The sequence below is a fragment of the Bacillus sp. FSL L8-0528 genome (assembly GCF_038593085.1).
Taxonomy (GTDB): Bacteria; Bacillota; Bacilli; order Bacillales; family Bacillaceae; genus Bacillus; species Bacillus paralicheniformis.
This window is the reverse complement of sequence record NZ_CP151961.1, coordinates 2047640-2064319: the sequence shown is the minus strand read 5'-3', so window position 1 is coordinate 2064319 and position 16680 is coordinate 2047640. Positions and strand designations below refer to the sequence as shown.

Below are 16680 nucleotides of genomic sequence, written 5' to 3'. Positions count from 1 at the left end.
ACGAGCGGAGGGAAACAATGGATCATACACAAAAAATCCAAAACATTTATCCTTTAAGCCACATGCAGGAAGGAATGCTTTTTCATTCTTTCCTGCAAGACGAAGGAACCGCATATATTGAACAGTCCGTCTTCACAATAAGGGGTCAGCTCCATTTAGACTGGTTCCAACAAAGTGTCCAATCGATCATTGACCGCCACGATATTTTCAGAACGGTTTTTTTGCCTCATGTTGCCGGGCTGAAAGAACCGCGTCAGGTCGTTTTACGCGATCGATCCTTTCAGTTGCATGCTGAAGACTTGACCGAAATGCCGGAGACTGATCAAACCGCATATATCAGCCAGTTTAAAGAGCGGGACCGGCGGAAAGGCTTCAATCTGCAAAAAGATATGCTGATGCGTATTTCTCTGTTCAAAACGGCGCCGGAAAAACACGTGTGTGTATGGAGCCATCACCATATCTTAATGGACGGCTGGTGTCTCGGGATCGTGCTGCAAGAATTTATGCAGTTGTACGAATCCATCTATACGGGAGAATCTGTGCCTTTAGATCCTGTTCAGCCATACAGCGCATATATTTCCTGGTTGTATGATCAGGACAAAGACAAAGCCAAGGAATATTGGAAGAACTACTTGACAGACTTCAATGCGCCAACAGGTCTTCCGAAAGTGTCTGCAAAACCTGCGGAAAAGGGATATCGGCAGAAAGAGCTGATGTTTTCATTAGACCGAAAGTTGACGGCCAGACTCAAAACAATCGCCAAACAGCATGGAGCCACACTCGCCACTCTCATACAAACCGTGTGGGGCTTAATGCTTCAGCGCTATAACCGGACAGATGATGTCGTCTTCGGCTCTGTCGTTTCCGGCCGTCCTTCCGTGATTCCGGGCGTTGAGAAGATCATCGGTTTATTTATCAATACTGTGCCGGTGCGAATCAAGACCGAGAGCGAAAATGAAACCTTTTCAGAGCTGCTTCGCCGCTCCCAAAAAGAAAGGCTCGCTCAAGACATGTTCAACTTTTATCCATTGGCTGACATTCAGTCGCATATCGCTTTTAAACAGAATGCTATTGACCATATTTTCGTTTTTGAAAACTACCCTTTGCAGCAAATGCAAGACTCGGCAAACCGCGCCGAATCACCGCTTCAGATCGAAAATGTAAAAGTGTCGGAGCAATCAGGCTACAACTTCAACCTCATGATTGCGCCGGATGATGAACTTGTCATCAAGTTCATCTACAATGCAAACGTTTATGATGAATCATGGATTGACTGTGTGAGGGGCCACCTGCTGGAAGCCTTGCGAAGAGCGGCGGAGGACACCGATATCCCCGCCTCCAGGCTGCCGATGATCGCGCCTGACGAAAAAGCCCGGATCATCAGGGAATTCAACGATACAAAAACGGATTACGATACGAACAAAACAATCACTGACTTGTTTTCCAATCAAGTAGAGAAAACGCCGGATCATATCGCACTACATGCCGGCGGCTTGACGATGACATACCGGGAGCTGGATCAAACATCCACTGCATGGGCCCGCATCTTCCAAGAACAAGGCTTAAAGAAAAACGGAATTGCCGGGATTTTAGCAGAGCATTCCCCTGAATTCATCATCGGTGTTCTTGCCGTTTTGAAAGCGGGTGGTATCTATCTCCCGCTCGATGCCGAACTGCCGCCTGAACGGATCAGCTGCATGCTGAAAGAAAGCGGGGCGGACGTATTGGCCGTTCAGAAAGGACTCAAGACGGACATTGATTTTCCGAAAAAAGTGTTGATATCCAAGGAAGCGCAATTGGCACCTGTCAGCGAGATAAACATAAATACGCGTCCGGATGATCTGGCTTATATCATGTATACATCAGGTTCGACAGGCAAACCAAAGGGCGTAATGATTTCGCACCGCAATGTCGTATCACTGATCTCAAACAGCAATTACACATCAGCCGATACAAATGACCGATTGATCTTAACCGGTTCACTCGGCTTTGACGCCATCACATTTGAAATATTCGGAGCGCTCCTGAAAGGAGCATGCCTTCATGTCATTGACCGCTCGACGATGTTGACTCCTGCCCGTTTTGGCAGCTATTTGCTTCACCATGATATCACAGTGCTGTTTTTAACAACGGCTCTCTTTAACCAGCTGGCACAAGCCCAGCCGGACATGTTTTCAGGACTCTCCACTTTATATGTCGGCGGGGAAGCTTTGACGCCTGCACTGATGAATACGGTCAGACATCGGTGCCCAAACCTGAAGCTTTATAACATATATGGTCCGACGGAAAATACAACATTCTCTACATTTTATGAAGTCAAGCAAGATTTTTCACAAGCGATTCCCATCGGAAAACCGATCAGCAATTCAAATGCCTTTATTGTTGACGAGAGCGGTCAGCTCGCGCCGATCGGCGTTCCTGGCGAACTTTGCGTCGGCGGCGATGGAGTTGCAAAAGGATATTTGCACAGACCTGATTTGACGAGTGAAGCATTTGTAGAGCATCCGTTTCAACCAGGTGAAAAAATGTACAAAACCGGCGATCTGGCGCGCTGGCTGCCAGACGGCAACTTAGAATATATCAGCCGGATGGACCGGCAAATCAAAATTCGCGGCAAACGAACTGAACCGGCTGAAATAGAAGCGCGGCTCATCGAGATTGAAGGCGTTCAAGAAGCAGCTGTCATCATTAAAGAAAAAAACGAAGAAGCGTTTCTTATCGCATATTATGTAAGCGATGATCAAACAGAGGAAAAAACGATCCGTTCATTACTATCAAGGCAGCTTCCCGACTATATGATTCCTCATGATTGGGTTAAACTGGACCGCATGCCTCTTTCGGCAAACGGCAAAATCGACCGCCGCGCGCTGCCTGCACCTGACCAAAAAACGACTTTGAAACAGATCGTGCCGCCAAGAAACTGGGTCGAAAAAGAACTGATTGACATATGGAAACCTATCCTTGGCGTGAAGGAGCTCGGTATTGAAGATGACTTTTTCGAACTTGGCGGTCATTCGCTAAAGGCTCTTCAAGTCATTCACCAGCTGAAAAACAGCCAGGGGATCGATATTCCGATTGAATTATTATTCGAGAATCCGACAATTGAACAATTGGCCGAAAAGCTGTTTTCACATGAGCTGCGCGCCTCGGCCGTACAGCATGTCAGCAGACTGAATCCGCCGACCGGAGTGAACCTTTTCTGCTTTCCTCCCATTTCGGGCTTCGGGATATTTTATAAAGATCTCGCTGCCAAGCTAAACGGCAAAGCGACCGTGTACGGATTTAACTTTATTGAAGAAGACAGCCGTATGGAACAATACGTGAACAACATCATCCAAAAACAGCCTCGGGGCCCTTATATCCTGCTGGGATATTCAGCGGGAGGCAACACGGCTTTTGAGACTGTCAAAGAAATGGAAAACCGCGGTTTGGAGGTCAGCGATCTCATTATTGTCGATGCGTATCAAAAGAAACAAGCATTGCCGCCTCAGCCAAGCAGCACCTCGGCAGAAAATGTTCCAGCTCACCTCAGGGAAGCAGTCATCAAAAAGACGGCAAACTATCAAAAATATTGGGCACAATTAATCAATGGCGGCCAAATCAACGCAAACATCCACTTTATTGAAGCCGGCATTCAGACGGATCAAATCGACAGATTCACATTGCAAAAATGGGCTGACGCCACAACAAGAAACTATCAAGAGTATAAAGGAGCCGGGCCGCATAAAGATATGTTCGAAACTGCCTTTCTGTCAAAAAACGCCGAGATCATTCAACATATCCTCACAAACAGCGGCAAACATGCAGAGCATTCTCGGTAAAAGCCGTCCAAACACCAACAGGCCTGAGCCAAAACATTGAGAGTTCTAAAGCGATTTCTTCAGCTTTAGGACTTTTTTCTTTCAAATCATCATAAGCTGTAAAGAACAGACAAGACCCGGCAGCAAACAGGATAAGCTACTTCACTTTCGAATTCGCACAATGAGTAAATGAAGGCGCTTTCAAATTCCATTTCAGACACTTTTGAATATGAAAGGGGGCATTTTTTTGTTTCAAAAATTGCTTATCGCCAATCGCGGCGAAATCGCACTTCGGATCATCCGAACTTGTAAACGGCTCGGTATTCAGACAGCTGCCGTCTACTCTGAAGCGGATGCGGAGTCCCTGCATGTTAAAGCTGCAGATGAAGCCTGGCTGATCGGCAAACCGCGGGTCAGTGAAAGCTATTTAAATATCGAAAAAATCATCGAAACCGCTAAAAAAGCGGGGGTCTGTGCCATCCACCCGGGATACGGCCTGCTTTCCGAGAACAGCCGTTTTGCCGAAAGATGCCTGCAGGAAAAAATCACGTTTATCGGTCCGCCGTCCGATGTGATCGCCAAAATGGGGAGCAAAATTGAAGCAAGGCAAGCGATGGAACAAGCCGGGGTTCCCGTCGTTCCCGGCGTGACAAAAAGCTTGTCCGGTCTGAATGAAGCCCGGGCTCTTGCCGAATCCATCGGCTATCCCGTGATGCTCAAGGCTTCTTTTGGGGGCGGCGGCATCGGAATGCAGCTGATCCGCAATGAAAGCGAATTAGAAAAAGCATATGAAGGCAACCAAAAACGAGCCGCCGATTTTTTCGGAGACGGGGCTATGTACATCGAGAAATATATCGAACAGGCAAGACATATCGAGATTCAGATTTTAACAGACAAATACGAAAATGCCGTCTATCTTTGGGAGCGGGACTGTTCGATTCAGAGACGCCAGCAAAAAATCATCGAAGAAGCACCTGCTCCGTTATTCGATGAAACCATGCGCACAAAGCTCGGTGAAGCGGCCGTGAAAGCTGCGCTGTCGATCGGCTATGTCAACGCCGGGACAATCGAGTTTTTAGTAGACAAGGAGAATCATTTTTATTTTCTTGAGATGAATACCCGCCTGCAAGTCGAACACCCGGTGACAGAGGAAATTACAGGGCTCGACCTTGTCGAAGAACAGCTCAATATCGCAGCGGGAAAACCGCTTTCCCATAAGCAGAAAGACATTCGGCGGGACGGACATGCGATCGAAGTCAGAATCTGTGCCGAAGATCCGAAAACATTTTTCCCTTCGCCGGGGCGGATTACCGACCTTAAGCTGCCTGAGCAACCGAATGTCCGTCATGAATGCGCAGCAGCCCCGGGTATGACTATCACCCCGTATTACGACCCGATGATCGCCAAGATGATCGTCAAAGGAAGCAGCAGAGAAGAAGCCATCTGCACATTGGCCGAAGCGCTTTCACAATATCAAGTGAAAGGCATTAAAACGAACATTCCTCTGCTTGAAGACATCGTACGTTCTGACGAATTCCGAAAAGGCGGGGTCCAAACCGATTTTATCAGTCGCTATCAGTCAAAATGAAATCAAGGAGGCGTACTATGAATACTGTTGTCACCAATATGGCGGGAAACGTGTGGAAAATATTAGTGAAAGCGGGGGACAAAATCGAAAAGGGGCAGGAAGTCGCCATTTTAGAATCGATGAAGATGGAGATTCCGATTGTCGCCGAAACGGCCGGAACAGTCAAAACCGTTAGAAAGAACGAAGGTGATTTTGCCGATGAAGGGGATGTCTTATTGGAGCTTCAATAAGGTCTGGAGGATGGCAAATGGACGTACCGAAGAACATTTTCATTAAAGAAGTCGGGCCGCGCGACGGTCTGCAAAATGAACAAACCGCACTTTCGACAGCTGATAAAATTACCTGGATCGACATGCTTTCTGCCACAGGGCTTTCGTATATCGAAATCACTTCATTCGTCCATCCTAAGTGGATTCCTGCACTGTCTGATGCCCTTGACGTCGCCAAAGGCATTAACCGGAAGCCGGGCGTCACCTACGCAGCCCTCATTCCGAACCGAAAAGGGCTGGAACGGGCTCTCGAAGGAGGGATCGATGAAGCTTCTGTTTTCATGTCGGCAAGCGAGACACACAACCGGAAAAATATTAACAAATCGATCGGAGAAACGCTTCCCGTCTTACAGGAAGTCACCGGGACAGCAAAACAAGCGGGCCTCACCGTCAGAGCCTACCTGTCCACCGTATTTGGCTGTCCTTATGAGCATCACGTTCCATTGGAGCAAATCATACGCATCTCTGAAGCGCTGTTCGACATGGGCATCGACGAACTTTCTCTCGGAGATACGATCGGCGCAGCAAATCCCGTACAGGTTCAAAGGGTGCTTGACGTACTTTTAAAACGCTTTCCGAAAGAGAATATCGCCCTTCATTTTCATGATACGAGAGGGATGGCGCTCGCCAACATGATCGCAGCGATGGATATGGGAATCACCGTATTTGACGCATCATGCGGCGGGCTGGGCGGCTGTCCTTATGCCCCTGGAGCAACGGGAAATGCGGCAACTGATGATTTGATTTACATGTGCGCCCAGATGGGCATCGAAACCGGAGTTGATCTCAGCAAGCTGCTTTCAGCTGCTAAATGGATCGAAGACAAAACCGGAAGAGAGCTGCCAAGCCGAAATTTGCAGGCGGCTAAATCAAAGAACTGTTTTTCATAGATAAAGAGGAGGAAGATCGAATGGAGCCCAATGTTCTTTATTCCATCAACGAGCAGGCTGTTGCCGTGTTGACGTTGAACAGACCGCAGGCTGCAAATGCCCTCTCGCTCGGACTTCTCGACGACTTTCAGCGCATCCTTCGCGATATCCGTTCAAACCCGGCCGTCCGCTGTGTCATTATAACGGGAACAGGGGACAGGACGTTTTGTGCAGGTGCCGATTTAAAGGAAAGAGCCCGCATGAGCCGCACAGAAGCGAAGCAGGCCGTTTCCATGATTCAACAAGTGGTCAGCGAGACGGAAAAACTGCCGCAGCCCGTCATCGCTTCATTAAACGGAAGCGCTTTGGGAGGGGGGCTGGAGCTTGCATTGGCGTGCGACATCAGGATCGCAGCCGAACATATTGAACTCGGTCTCCCCGAAACAACGCTCGCGATCATTCCCGGGGCAGGGGGAACACAGCGGCTGCCCCGCTTAATCGGCAGGGGAAAGGCGAAAGAAATGATCTATACCGGCTGCCGCATCAGCGCCGAAGAAGCGCAAAAGATCAGCCTAGTTGAACATGTCGTTCCGCTTCAAAAGTTAAAGGAAACGACCGAAAGTATCGCAGCAAACATCGCGGCGAACGGACCGGTTGCCGTCAGACAGGCGAAGTTCGCCATCAACCAAGGGCTTGAGACAGATATCGAAACTGGACTCGCGATTGAACAAAAAGCCTATGAACTGACGATTCCGACGAAAGACAGAACCGAAGGGCTGAAAGCTTTTACAGAAAAACGGAAGCCGTATTATACGGGAGAATAAAACGAACGGGGGGACAGCCGATGCCGGCCGAAAAGGAATTGTATGAACGCATCCGCCGGATTCAGGAAGGCGGAGCGCAAAAATACCATGAAGCCAATGAGAAAAAAGGGAAATTATTTGTCAGAGACCGATTAAAGCTGCTGCTTGACGAAGGCCTCGACCTTGAGGACGCTTTTTTTGCCAATTGCATGGCAGACGGGCTTCCGGCAGACGGAGTCGTCACGGGAATCGGAAAAATCGGCGGCCGAACCGTTTGCGTCATGGCTAATGATTCAACGGTTAAAGCAGGATCATGGGGAGCGAGAACCGTCGAAAAAATCATCCGCATCCAGGAAACAGCCGAAAAACTGAATTGTCCGCTTCTTTATTTGGTCGATTCGGCAGGCGCAAGGATTACGGATCAAGTTGACATGTTTCCGGGGCGAAGAGGAGCAGGGCGGATTTTTTATCAGCAAGTCAAATTATCCGGGCGTATCCCGCAAATCTGTCTTTTGTTCGGGCCTTCAGCCGCAGGCGGCGCCTACATACCGGCTTTTTGCGATATCGTCATCATGGTCGAAGGTAACGCCTCGATGTATTTAGGCTCGCCGCGTATGGCGGAAATGGTGATCGGCGAAAAAGTGTCGCTTGAAGAAATGGGCGGCGCGCGAATGCACTGTTCTGTTTCAGGCTGCGGAGACATTCTTGCCGAAACGGAAGAAGATGCGATCAAGTCGGCGCGTCGGTATCTTTCCTACTTTCCGCCGAACTACACCGAAAAAGCGCCTGTCATTGAAGCAAAACCCGCCCGTCCGTTTGACCGGCCGTTGGAGGAGATCATTCCGAAAAACCAAAACGCACCGTTTCAAATGATGGATTTAATCGATCAGATCATTGATGAAGCGTCTTTTTATGAGATCAAAAAATTGTTCGCGCCAGAGCTGATTACCGGTTTGGCAAGGATTCACGGGCAGCCTGTCGGCATCATCGCCAATCAGCCGCGGGTCAAAGGCGGTGTGTTGTTTCACGATTCGGCAGACAAAGCCGCAAAGTTTATCAATTTGTGTGATGCCTATCATATCCCGCTGCTGTTTCTGGCTGATATCCCCGGCTTTATGATCGGAACGAAAGTCGAGAGGGCGGGTATTATCAGACACGGTGCGAAAATGATTTCAGCGATGGCCGAAGCAACCGTGCCGAAAATATCCGTCATCGTCAGGAAAGCTTATGGCGCAGGCTTGTATGCGATGGCTGGGCCGGCCTTTGAGCCTGACTGCTGTCTGGCGCTGCCTACAGCTCAGATTGCCGTGATGGGGCCGGAAGCAGCGGTAAATGCCGTTTATGCAAAAAAAATCGCACAATTGCCTGAAGAAGAGCGGTCCGCCTTCATTGCCGAAAAACGGGAAGAATACCAAAAAGACATAGACATTTACCGGCTTGCTTCAGAAATGATTGTCGACGGGATCATTCCGGCCGATTCGCTTCGTACGGAACTCATCAAACGGCTGAATGCATATATGACCAAATACATGACATTTACGGAACGGAAGCATCCTGTTTATCCCGTCTAAAGGCCAATGAAACGAAAAGGAGGAAACGGCATGGCCGAAAAAGCGGTTTGGCAGCCTGATCCGGAATTTGTAAAAACGACCCGGCTGTTTCAATGGATGACAGCCCTCGGTTTTTCCGACTATGATGATTTTTTGAAAGCAAGTACAGACGATATCGCCTGGTTCTGGGAAGAGGCCGAAAAAGCGCTCGGCATCAGCTGGTACAAGCGGTACAGCCAAACATTGAATCTCGATAAAGGCATAAAATGGCCGAAATGGTTTTCCGGCGGACGCTTAAATGCCGTTTGCAGCGCCGTCGAAAAATGGTCCCGACAGCCTGATACGGCCGGCAGGACGGCCCTCATCTGGGAAAGTGAAGACGGAAAAACAGAACGGATCACCTATTCTTCTTTACATCAAAAAGTCGCCCGTGCGGCGGCAGGCTTTAAAAAACAAGGCATATCAAAAGGGGATGTCATTGCGATTTACATGCCGATGATCCCGCAAACGGTCATCGCCATGCTCGCCGCCGCTAAAATCGGCGCGGTATTCTCACCGGTTTTTTCAGGCTACGGCGCCCATGCGGCAGCCGCGAGACTCAGCGCTGCCGGAGCAAAAATTCTTGTCACAGCAGATGCCTTTTTACGAAGGGGAAAGAAGGTCTGTATGAAGAAAGAAGCTGACAAAGCAGCAGACCGTGCCCCCACTGTCCAAAAAGTTGTCGTCTGCCGGCTTCACGATGGCGAACAAGATTGGAATCATAATAGAGATATAGACTGGAATGAATTGATGAAAAGCGATCCTCTCCAGATTACAGAAGAAATGGACAGTTCAGATCCGCTCATGCTGCTTTACACATCGGGCACGACAGGACAGCCGAAGGGAGCGGTTCATACCCACGCCGGTTTTCCGCTGAAAGCTGCATTTGATGCGGGCTTCGGGATGGATGTCAAACAAGGGGACACGTTTTTCTGGTTTACAGACATGGGCTGGATGATGGGGCCGTTTTTAATATTCGGGGGTCTCATAAACGGAGCGGCAGTTTTGCTGTATGACGGAGCACCGGATTTCCCGGCCCCGGATCGGCTGTGGGAGCTCGTCAGCAGACACCGGGTGTCGCATCTCGGCGTCTCTCCGACGCTCATTCGCTCGCTGATGCAGCACGGCGAAGATTTTCTTCATCAATGCGACCTGAGCAGTCTGAAGGCAATCGGCTCAACGGGCGAACCATGGAATTATGAACCGTGGATATGGCTGTTCCGCCATGCTGGAAAAGAGCGGATTCCTATTTTTAATTATTCAGGAGGAACGGAAATTTCAGGCGGCATTTTGGGCAATGTGCTCCTGCGGCCGATCACGCCGATGACGTTTAATTCGCCTCTGCCCGGCATGGCGGCCAATGTCTTCAACGAAAAAGGGGAGGAAGTCGTCAATGAAGTCGGGGAGCTTGTCCTGACAAAGCCGTGGGTCGGCATGACATACGGTTTTTGGAAAGAGCCGTCCAGATATGAAAAAGCATATTGGAGCCGCTGGACTGACGTCTGGGTGCACGGCGATTGGGCAAAACGGGATGAAAACGGCTACTGGACGATCAGCGGACGTTCTGATGATGTCATCAATACTGCAGGGAAAAGGATCGGGCCCGCTGAAATAGAGTCCGTTCTGGTCGGCCATCCGGCGGTGGTGGAAGCAGGCGTTATCGGCGTTCCGGATAAGCTCAAAGGTCAGGCTGCCGTCTGCTTTGTCGTCCTCGCACAGTCGGAAAAGCCGTCGGAAAAACTAAAAGATGATTTGCTGAACCTCGCCTCTGATGCCATCGGTAAAGCGATCAAGCCAAAAGCGGTTTACTTTGTCAGCGGTCTGCCGAAGACGAGAAATGCAAAAGTGATGAGACGGCTGATCAGAGCTGCCTATTTGAACGAGCCGGCAGGCGATTTGTCAACATTGGAAAACCGTGAAACATACGATGAAATTGCCGGCCTTTCAGCGCAAAAAAATCTGTAGTATACTGGATAAGGCTTGCAGACAAAGAAGAAGGACACGTCCTTCCTCTTTTTATTTTAATGAAGCTCGATTGACCAAAAACTCACATTCTGACGATAACCGAACCGCCGCCTGCCGCGCAGACGCGGTTCTGCTGCTCTTCAATTGAACGCAGCAGCTGATTGTTGCTTTCCATGAGTTTGATCAGCAATTCCATTTGATCTTCGAGATTTTTCAGCCTTTGATTCATCTGCTGAGAAGATTGACCGGTATGCATTTGCGGGGCTGAAGGCGGATAAAACGTTTCAGCATTCCATTTTGAATACATAGAATAGGCCTCCATCATCTAAACTGATATATCTTATCGTATGATCCTAAAATCGCAACGTTCGCCTAAATCAAAACGAGAGGAACCAAAACATGGACTTGACAATAAAGGAAACCGCAGAATATTTAACGCTTTCAGAAGCATATGTTGAACAGCTTGTGAGAGAAAAGAAAATCCGCACCGTCTTCGACGGACAGCAGCATTTAATTAACAAAGAACAATTCAATACCCATATGGAACAGATGGAAAAGTATAAAGCGTGGGCGGAATCCGTTCTGAACGAACCCATCCCCGAAGATCCGGATGTTAAAGATGAAGATTAACTCGAGGCAACAATAATTTTATTATGTAAACTAATAGATGCGATTCTCTGACATTTTCGGACGTCTCCCGTCTCTATCATGACATGACGTTTCGTAAAAAAAAGACACAATATAGGAAATAAAAGGAATGAAAGAAGCCCTATATATAAAGTTTTCTATGATTTTATTTCATTTCCGAAACAATCACGTTCATTTTTTGTTCAAAAAGTGTTATCATTTAGTAGTAAAAAATACAGCGTGTTTTGAGATTGCGGGTTTTCGGGAATTCCAGACTGAAAACAGCAATACAAACACAAAAGGGGAGAACCTTTTTGCGGACTTGTTTGTGCACAAATTCACAAACTATGAAAAAGGGGTTCCTTCAAAAAACAGCACATCGCTTATTGAAAAGGAGAATTGGTTATGCCGGAAACAATCGATCAAACAGCTGATCAAACAAACGAATCTGTAAGCCAAAGCCAACGCGATCTTATCGATCAACTGCTAAAACCTGAAGTACAGGAGTCTTTGACTACTTTAGTCGACCAGCTTCCAAAGCTGACAGAACTGGTCAACATTTTGACAAAGTCTTACGATTTCGCACAATCCGTTGCAACTGATGAAGTATTAAAAAATGATACGGTCGGTGCCATTACAGAAATTCTTGAGCCTGTCAAAGATACGGCAAAAGAAATCGCGGCTACCGCCATTGAAGCAAAAGACCGCGCTGACGAAAGCAATGAAGTCATCGGACTTTTCGGTTTGCTGAAAATGCTTAAAGATCCGCAGGCCCAAAAGCTGTTCCGCTTTGTTCAAAGCTACCTGCAAATCATGTCAGAACGCGAAAAACAAAAATAATCACTATACATTCAGAATAAGGACGGAGGATTCACGATGTCAAAACATATCGTCATTTTAGGCGCTGGTTACGGCGGATTACTGTCTGCTTTAACAGTTCGCAAACACTACACAAAAGAAGAAGCAAAAGTCACAGTGGTTAACCAATACCCGACACATCAAATCATCACAGAACTGCACCGTCTTGCTGCGGGCAACGTGTCAGAACAGGCAGTTGCAATGCCGCTTGCAAAGCTTTTCAAAGGAAAAGACATCGATCTTAAAATCGCCAAAGTCAACTCGTTCTCAGTTGACAAAAAAGAAGTCGCTCTTTCTGACGGCTCTACCTTGACGTATGACGCGCTTGTCGTCGGTCTTGGTTCTGTCACTGCTTACTTCGGCATTCCAGGACTTGCAGAAAACAGCATGGTGCTCAAATCTGCAAACGATGCAAACAAAATCTTCAAGCATGTTGAAGAGCGCGTGCGCGAATACGCTAAAACGAAAAACGAAGCGGATGCTACGATCTTAATCGGCGGCGGCGGACTAACAGGCGTCGAGCTTGTCGGTGAACTTGCCGATATCATGCCGAACCTTGCGAGAAGCTACGGTGTCGATCCGAAAGAAATCAAGCTGAAGCTTGTTGAAGCCGGTCCGAAAATCCTGCCGGTTCTTCCGGATGAGCTGATCGAACGTGCGACAAAGAGCCTTGAAAAACGCGGCGTTGAATTCTTGACAGGACTGCCTGTCACAAATGTAGAAGGAAACGTTGTTGATTTGAAAGACGGGCAAAAAATCGTCACAAATACATTTGTCTGGACCGGCGGTGTTCAAGGCAATCCGCTGATCGGCGAGTCAGGTCTTGAAGTCAACCGCGGACGCGCAACTGTAAACGATTTCCTTCAATCCACATCACATGAAGACGTATTTGTTGCAGGAGACAGCGCCGTTGTCTTCGGTCCGGATGGCCGTCCGTACCCTCCGACAGCTCAAATCGCTTGGCAAATGGGCGAGCTGATCGGCTACAACCTGTATGCATACTTAGAAAACAAATCAATGGAAACGTTCAGCCCTGTCAACTCAGGCACGCTTGCAAGCCTTGGCCGCAAAGACGCAGTTGCCGTTATCGGCGCGAACAGCACATCTCTTAAAGGCCTGCCTGCTTCATTGATGAAAGAAGCGAGCAACGTCCGCTACCTGAGCCATATTAAAGGTCTGTTCAGCCTGGCTTATTAATCCGAAATGAAGCGCTACTTATAGTTTAAACTATAAGTGGTGCTTTTTTTTGCTTTAAATTTGACGGGCAAATGAAAATATTGTGGTAAATTTGAACCAAAATATATTGACAAAAAGAGGGACGCAGCGCATTATATGAATATAAAATCAAAATATTCATATGTTTATAAAACAAGGAGAGACTGCCATGCCGAAATTTACCAAAAAAGAAAAGGAAGTGATCCGTTCAGCTTTAGTACAAAGCGGAAGGGAGCTTTTCGCGCAGCTTGGATTGAAAAAAACGAGTGTCGGAGAGCTAACAGCCTCGGCCGGAATTGCCCAAGGCTCATTTTATACATTTTTCGACTCGAAAGAGGAGCTTTATTTTGAGATTTTGCAGCAGGAAGAAAGTAAGATTCGCGCCAAGCTTGAGGCATCATTTTCTGAAAGCGGGAAAACATTTGCACAGTTTTTGCGTGAAGCATTGGCGGTGATGGAACATAACCCGTACATTCGCCAAGTTTACGATGACAACTTACTCGAGACGCTCTTCCGCAAACTCCCTGAAGAAAAGCTGCAGGCGCATTTCGCCAGCGATGAAGATTTTTTCAAGCCTTTAATTGAAATGGGCCAGGAAAAAGGCTGGCTTGTCAGAAAAAAACCGGAGACGATCATCAGTGTGATTCGCGCCATTGTTCTTTTATCCTTTCAAAAAACAAACATTGGGGAAGACCGCTACGACGAAACGATGGATTTGCTTATCGAATTGGTCGGACAGGGACTTTCGGCCAAGGAGGATGCAGCTCATGATTGAAGTCAGCGGGCTTCGCTTCACATACCCCGGACAAAAAACGCCCGTATTGAAAGGAATCGACTTTTCGATTCAAAAGGGTGAAATTTTTGGATTTCTCGGCCCTTCCGGCGCCGGGAAAAGCACGATTCAAAAAATCTTAATCGGTATTTTAAAGCAATATGAAGGCCGGGTTTCTGTGATGGGAAAAGAATTGAATCAAGCCGACAGCTCCTTTTATGAGAAAATCGGCGTCGCTTTTGAATTTCCGAATTTTTATCAACGATTAACTGCGCTGGAAAACTTAAATTTGTTCCGTTCCTTGTATGCATCTGAAACTGAGGAGCCGGAAACGCTGCTCGCTTTAACGGGTCTTGAAGAGTACGGCCGGACAAAGGTATCCGCTTACTCAAAAGGCATGAAAATGAGGCTGAATTTTTTGAGAGCCCTGATCAATCAGCCTGATCTTTTATTTCTAGACGAACCGACCTCAGGGCTCGATCCCGTGCATGCCAAAACATTAAAACAGCTTATCCTGAACAAAAAGGCGGAATGGAAGACGATTCTGATCACAACGCACCACATGCAGACAGCTGAAGAAATCTGCGACCGCGTCGCTTTCATCGTTGACGGCAGGGTGGCTTTGATTGATTCTCCGCGCGCCTTGAAAGTGCAAAAAGGAAAAAGGCACGTAAAAGTGGAATACCGCAGCCGCAGGCAGCTGGAAACCGCTCAATTCGACCTTGATCAGATCGGCAGCAGCCCGGAATTTTTGAACTTGATCAAGGAGCACCCTGTGGAAACCATCCATTCCCAAGAAGCGTCGCTTGAAGACATCTTTATCGATGTGACGGGGAGACGTTTAAGTTGAGGATCTTGTCAGCGATTTCCCATGATATCAAACTTCAGTTCAAGCACGGTTTTTATTATGCCTATTTGCTGATCAGCACGGTGTATATCGCCGTATTGCTGTTTCTTCCGGCTGATTACAGGGAGGCGGCCAGCATTGCCTTGACGTTTTCAGATCCGAGCTTCCTGGGGTTTTTCTTCATCGGGGGTCTTGTTTTACTGGAGAAAGGGCAAAACATCCATGACAGCCTGTTTGTCACACCGCTAAGTGCGAGTGAGTATATTCTTTCCAAAACGGCGTCCTTGTCCGTTTTGTCTCTCGGATCGAGCATTTTCATCCACAGCAGCGTGTTCGGCTATGGAACAAATTCCGGTTTGTTCGCTTGCGGCGTGCTTTTCACTTCATTTTTCTTCACGATGATCGGCTTAGGTTTGGCAGTGCGGTGCGAAACCTTAAACGGATTTTTCTTTTTGTCTTCGTTGAGCACCTTTGTGTTCGTTCTGCCTTTGTTTGAAACAGCGGGCATTTGGAGCAGCCCGCTGTTTTACGCTCTGCCGTCAAAGGCCTCATTAATGCTGTTAGGTTCCGTGTTTACCGGCCTTCAGCAATGGGAGCTCGTCTACGCGATTTCCACTCTCTTGTTCTGGAACGGAGCCGCGTATTTGTGGGCGAGGCATTCACTTCAGACGTTCATCACATTAAAGCTTGGCGGAGGTGATACACGATGATGAAAATCATTCAGCTGATACGCGGAGATATGAAACAGATCAAGCGTGATTCAATGCTCGCTTTTTACGGTCTGGCGCCTTTTCTGCTCATCATCGTGACGGCAGCAGGCATTCCTTTGTCAGCGGAACTGACGGGATTTAATATCATCCCATACCGGCATTTGATCATGAGCTTTGCCATGCTTTTCATCCCCCTGATTCTCGGTACCATGTCGGGGTTTATCCTGCTTGATGAGCGCGACGAAAATATGATTCAGTATTTTGCCGTGACGCCCTTGTCGAAGCACGGATATGTCTTGATCCGCCTCATCCTGCCGATGGCGCTCACTTTTTGCTACAGCATTTTGCTGTTTGCATCCGGCGGTTTAATGGCACCCGGCTCTGTGTACCTTTTGTTCGTCCTGATTATGGTGACGCTTCAAGCCCCGATTTACACGCTGCTTTTAGCCGCCTATGCTTCGAACAAAGTGGAAGGGCTTGCTTTAATGAAAGGGTTCAGCCTGCTCACTCTTATGCCGGCCGCGGTTTATTTTATTCCTTTTCCGTGGCAGCTTTTCGGCGTTTTCACGCCGACCTACTGGACAGCGAAAACGTACTTGGCGGGAACTACTCAGGAAGGGCTTGTTTTCGTTTTCGGGTTCATCGGAGTTGTGCTGCATGTCATGATACTGCTGCTTTTATACCGGAGGTTTTTGGTGAAAACCGACCAATAGGAGTATATCCCGCCGCGTTTTGCAATAAAGTATTAAAACATCAGCGGGAGGCGGG

15 protein-coding genes are annotated in these 16680 nt (G+C 47.9%); 14 read left to right on the top strand and 1 reads right to left on the bottom strand.

The features are described 5' to 3' along the window. The first annotated feature begins 17 nt into the window (after positions 1 to 17). From MHI30_RS10525 to MHI30_RS10495, 7 genes are all read left to right on the top strand, one after another. Positions 18 to 3821: a non-ribosomal peptide synthetase gene (locus MHI30_RS10525; protein WP_075754701.1), complete on the top strand. Its 3804-nt coding sequence runs from the start codon at positions 18 to 20 to the stop codon at positions 3819 to 3821. Between the two features lie 226 nt (positions 3822 to 4047). Next, complete coding sequence (locus tag MHI30_RS10520) at positions 4048 to 5388, top strand: acetyl-CoA carboxylase biotin carboxylase subunit (protein ID WP_075754699.1); 1341 nt, start codon at positions 4048 to 4050, stop codon at positions 5386 to 5388. Positions 5389 to 5405: 17 nt separating this feature from the next. Next, positions 5406 to 5618 (top strand): acetyl-CoA carboxylase biotin carboxyl carrier protein subunit, encoded by a 213-nt coding sequence (locus MHI30_RS10515; protein WP_003182452.1) that lies wholly within the window; start codon positions 5406 to 5408, stop codon positions 5616 to 5618. A gap of 17 nt (positions 5619 to 5635) precedes the next feature. After that, positions 5636 to 6547: a hydroxymethylglutaryl-CoA lyase gene (locus MHI30_RS10510; protein WP_075754695.1), complete on the top strand. Its 912-nt coding sequence runs from the start codon at positions 5636 to 5638 to the stop codon at positions 6545 to 6547. Between the two features lie 20 nt (positions 6548 to 6567). Beyond that, positions 6568 to 7350, top strand: a complete 783-nt coding sequence (locus MHI30_RS10505) for an enoyl-CoA hydratase (protein WP_075754693.1) — start codon at positions 6568 to 6570, stop codon at positions 7348 to 7350. 20 nt (positions 7351 to 7370) lie between these two features. Then, on the top strand, positions 7371 to 8900 hold the full coding sequence (locus tag MHI30_RS10500; RefSeq protein WP_075754691.1) for an acyl-CoA carboxylase subunit beta: 1530 nt from the start codon (positions 7371 to 7373) through the stop codon (positions 8898 to 8900). A gap of 30 nt (positions 8901 to 8930) precedes the next feature. Beyond that, positions 8931 to 10883: an AMP-binding protein gene (locus MHI30_RS10495; protein ID WP_075754689.1), complete on the top strand. Its 1953-nt coding sequence runs from the start codon at positions 8931 to 8933 to the stop codon at positions 10881 to 10883. Positions 10884 to 10965: 82 nt separating this feature from the next. Here the strand turns inward: MHI30_RS10495 and MHI30_RS10490 are convergent, their stop codons facing one another. Next, positions 10966 to 11190 carry a hypothetical protein gene (locus MHI30_RS10490; protein ID WP_075754687.1) on the bottom strand — a complete coding sequence of 75 codons (225 nt, stop codon included), beginning with the start codon at positions 11188 to 11190 and terminating at the stop codon, positions 10966 to 10968. A gap of 92 nt (positions 11191 to 11282) precedes the next feature. Between MHI30_RS10490 and MHI30_RS10485 the strand changes: the two genes are divergently transcribed. From MHI30_RS10485 to MHI30_RS10455, 7 genes are all read left to right on the top strand, one after another. Continuing rightward, positions 11283 to 11513 (top strand): excisionase family DNA-binding protein, encoded by a 231-nt coding sequence (locus MHI30_RS10485; protein ID WP_075754685.1) that lies wholly within the window; start codon positions 11283 to 11285, stop codon positions 11511 to 11513. A 402-nt stretch (positions 11514 to 11915) separates the two neighbouring features. Then, positions 11916 to 12350: a DUF1641 domain-containing protein gene (locus tag MHI30_RS10480; protein ID WP_043929066.1), complete on the top strand. Its 435-nt coding sequence runs from the start codon at positions 11916 to 11918 to the stop codon at positions 12348 to 12350. 36 nt (positions 12351 to 12386) lie between these two features. Beyond that, positions 12387 to 13565: an NAD(P)/FAD-dependent oxidoreductase gene (locus MHI30_RS10475; RefSeq protein WP_065643150.1), complete on the top strand. Its 1179-nt coding sequence runs from the start codon at positions 12387 to 12389 to the stop codon at positions 13563 to 13565. A gap of 187 nt (positions 13566 to 13752) precedes the next feature. Then, positions 13753 to 14358 (top strand): TetR/AcrR family transcriptional regulator, encoded by a 606-nt coding sequence (locus tag MHI30_RS10470; protein ID WP_075754683.1) that lies wholly within the window; start codon positions 13753 to 13755, stop codon positions 14356 to 14358. Further along, positions 14351 to 15205, top strand: a complete 855-nt coding sequence (locus tag MHI30_RS10465) for an ABC transporter ATP-binding protein (RefSeq protein ID WP_075754681.1) — start codon at positions 14351 to 14353, stop codon at positions 15203 to 15205. Before MHI30_RS10470 ends, MHI30_RS10465 begins: the two co-directional genes overlap by 8 nt. Next, entirely contained in the window at positions 15202 to 15912 is a 711-nt protein-coding gene (locus tag MHI30_RS10460) for a hypothetical protein (RefSeq protein WP_075754679.1), read from the top strand. Before MHI30_RS10465 ends, MHI30_RS10460 begins: the two co-directional genes overlap by 4 nt. Further along, positions 15909 to 16625: a hypothetical protein gene (locus MHI30_RS10455; RefSeq protein ID WP_075754677.1), complete on the top strand. Its 717-nt coding sequence runs from the start codon at positions 15909 to 15911 to the stop codon at positions 16623 to 16625. Before MHI30_RS10460 ends, MHI30_RS10455 begins: the two co-directional genes overlap by 4 nt. Positions 16626 to 16680: the final 55 nt, after the last annotated feature.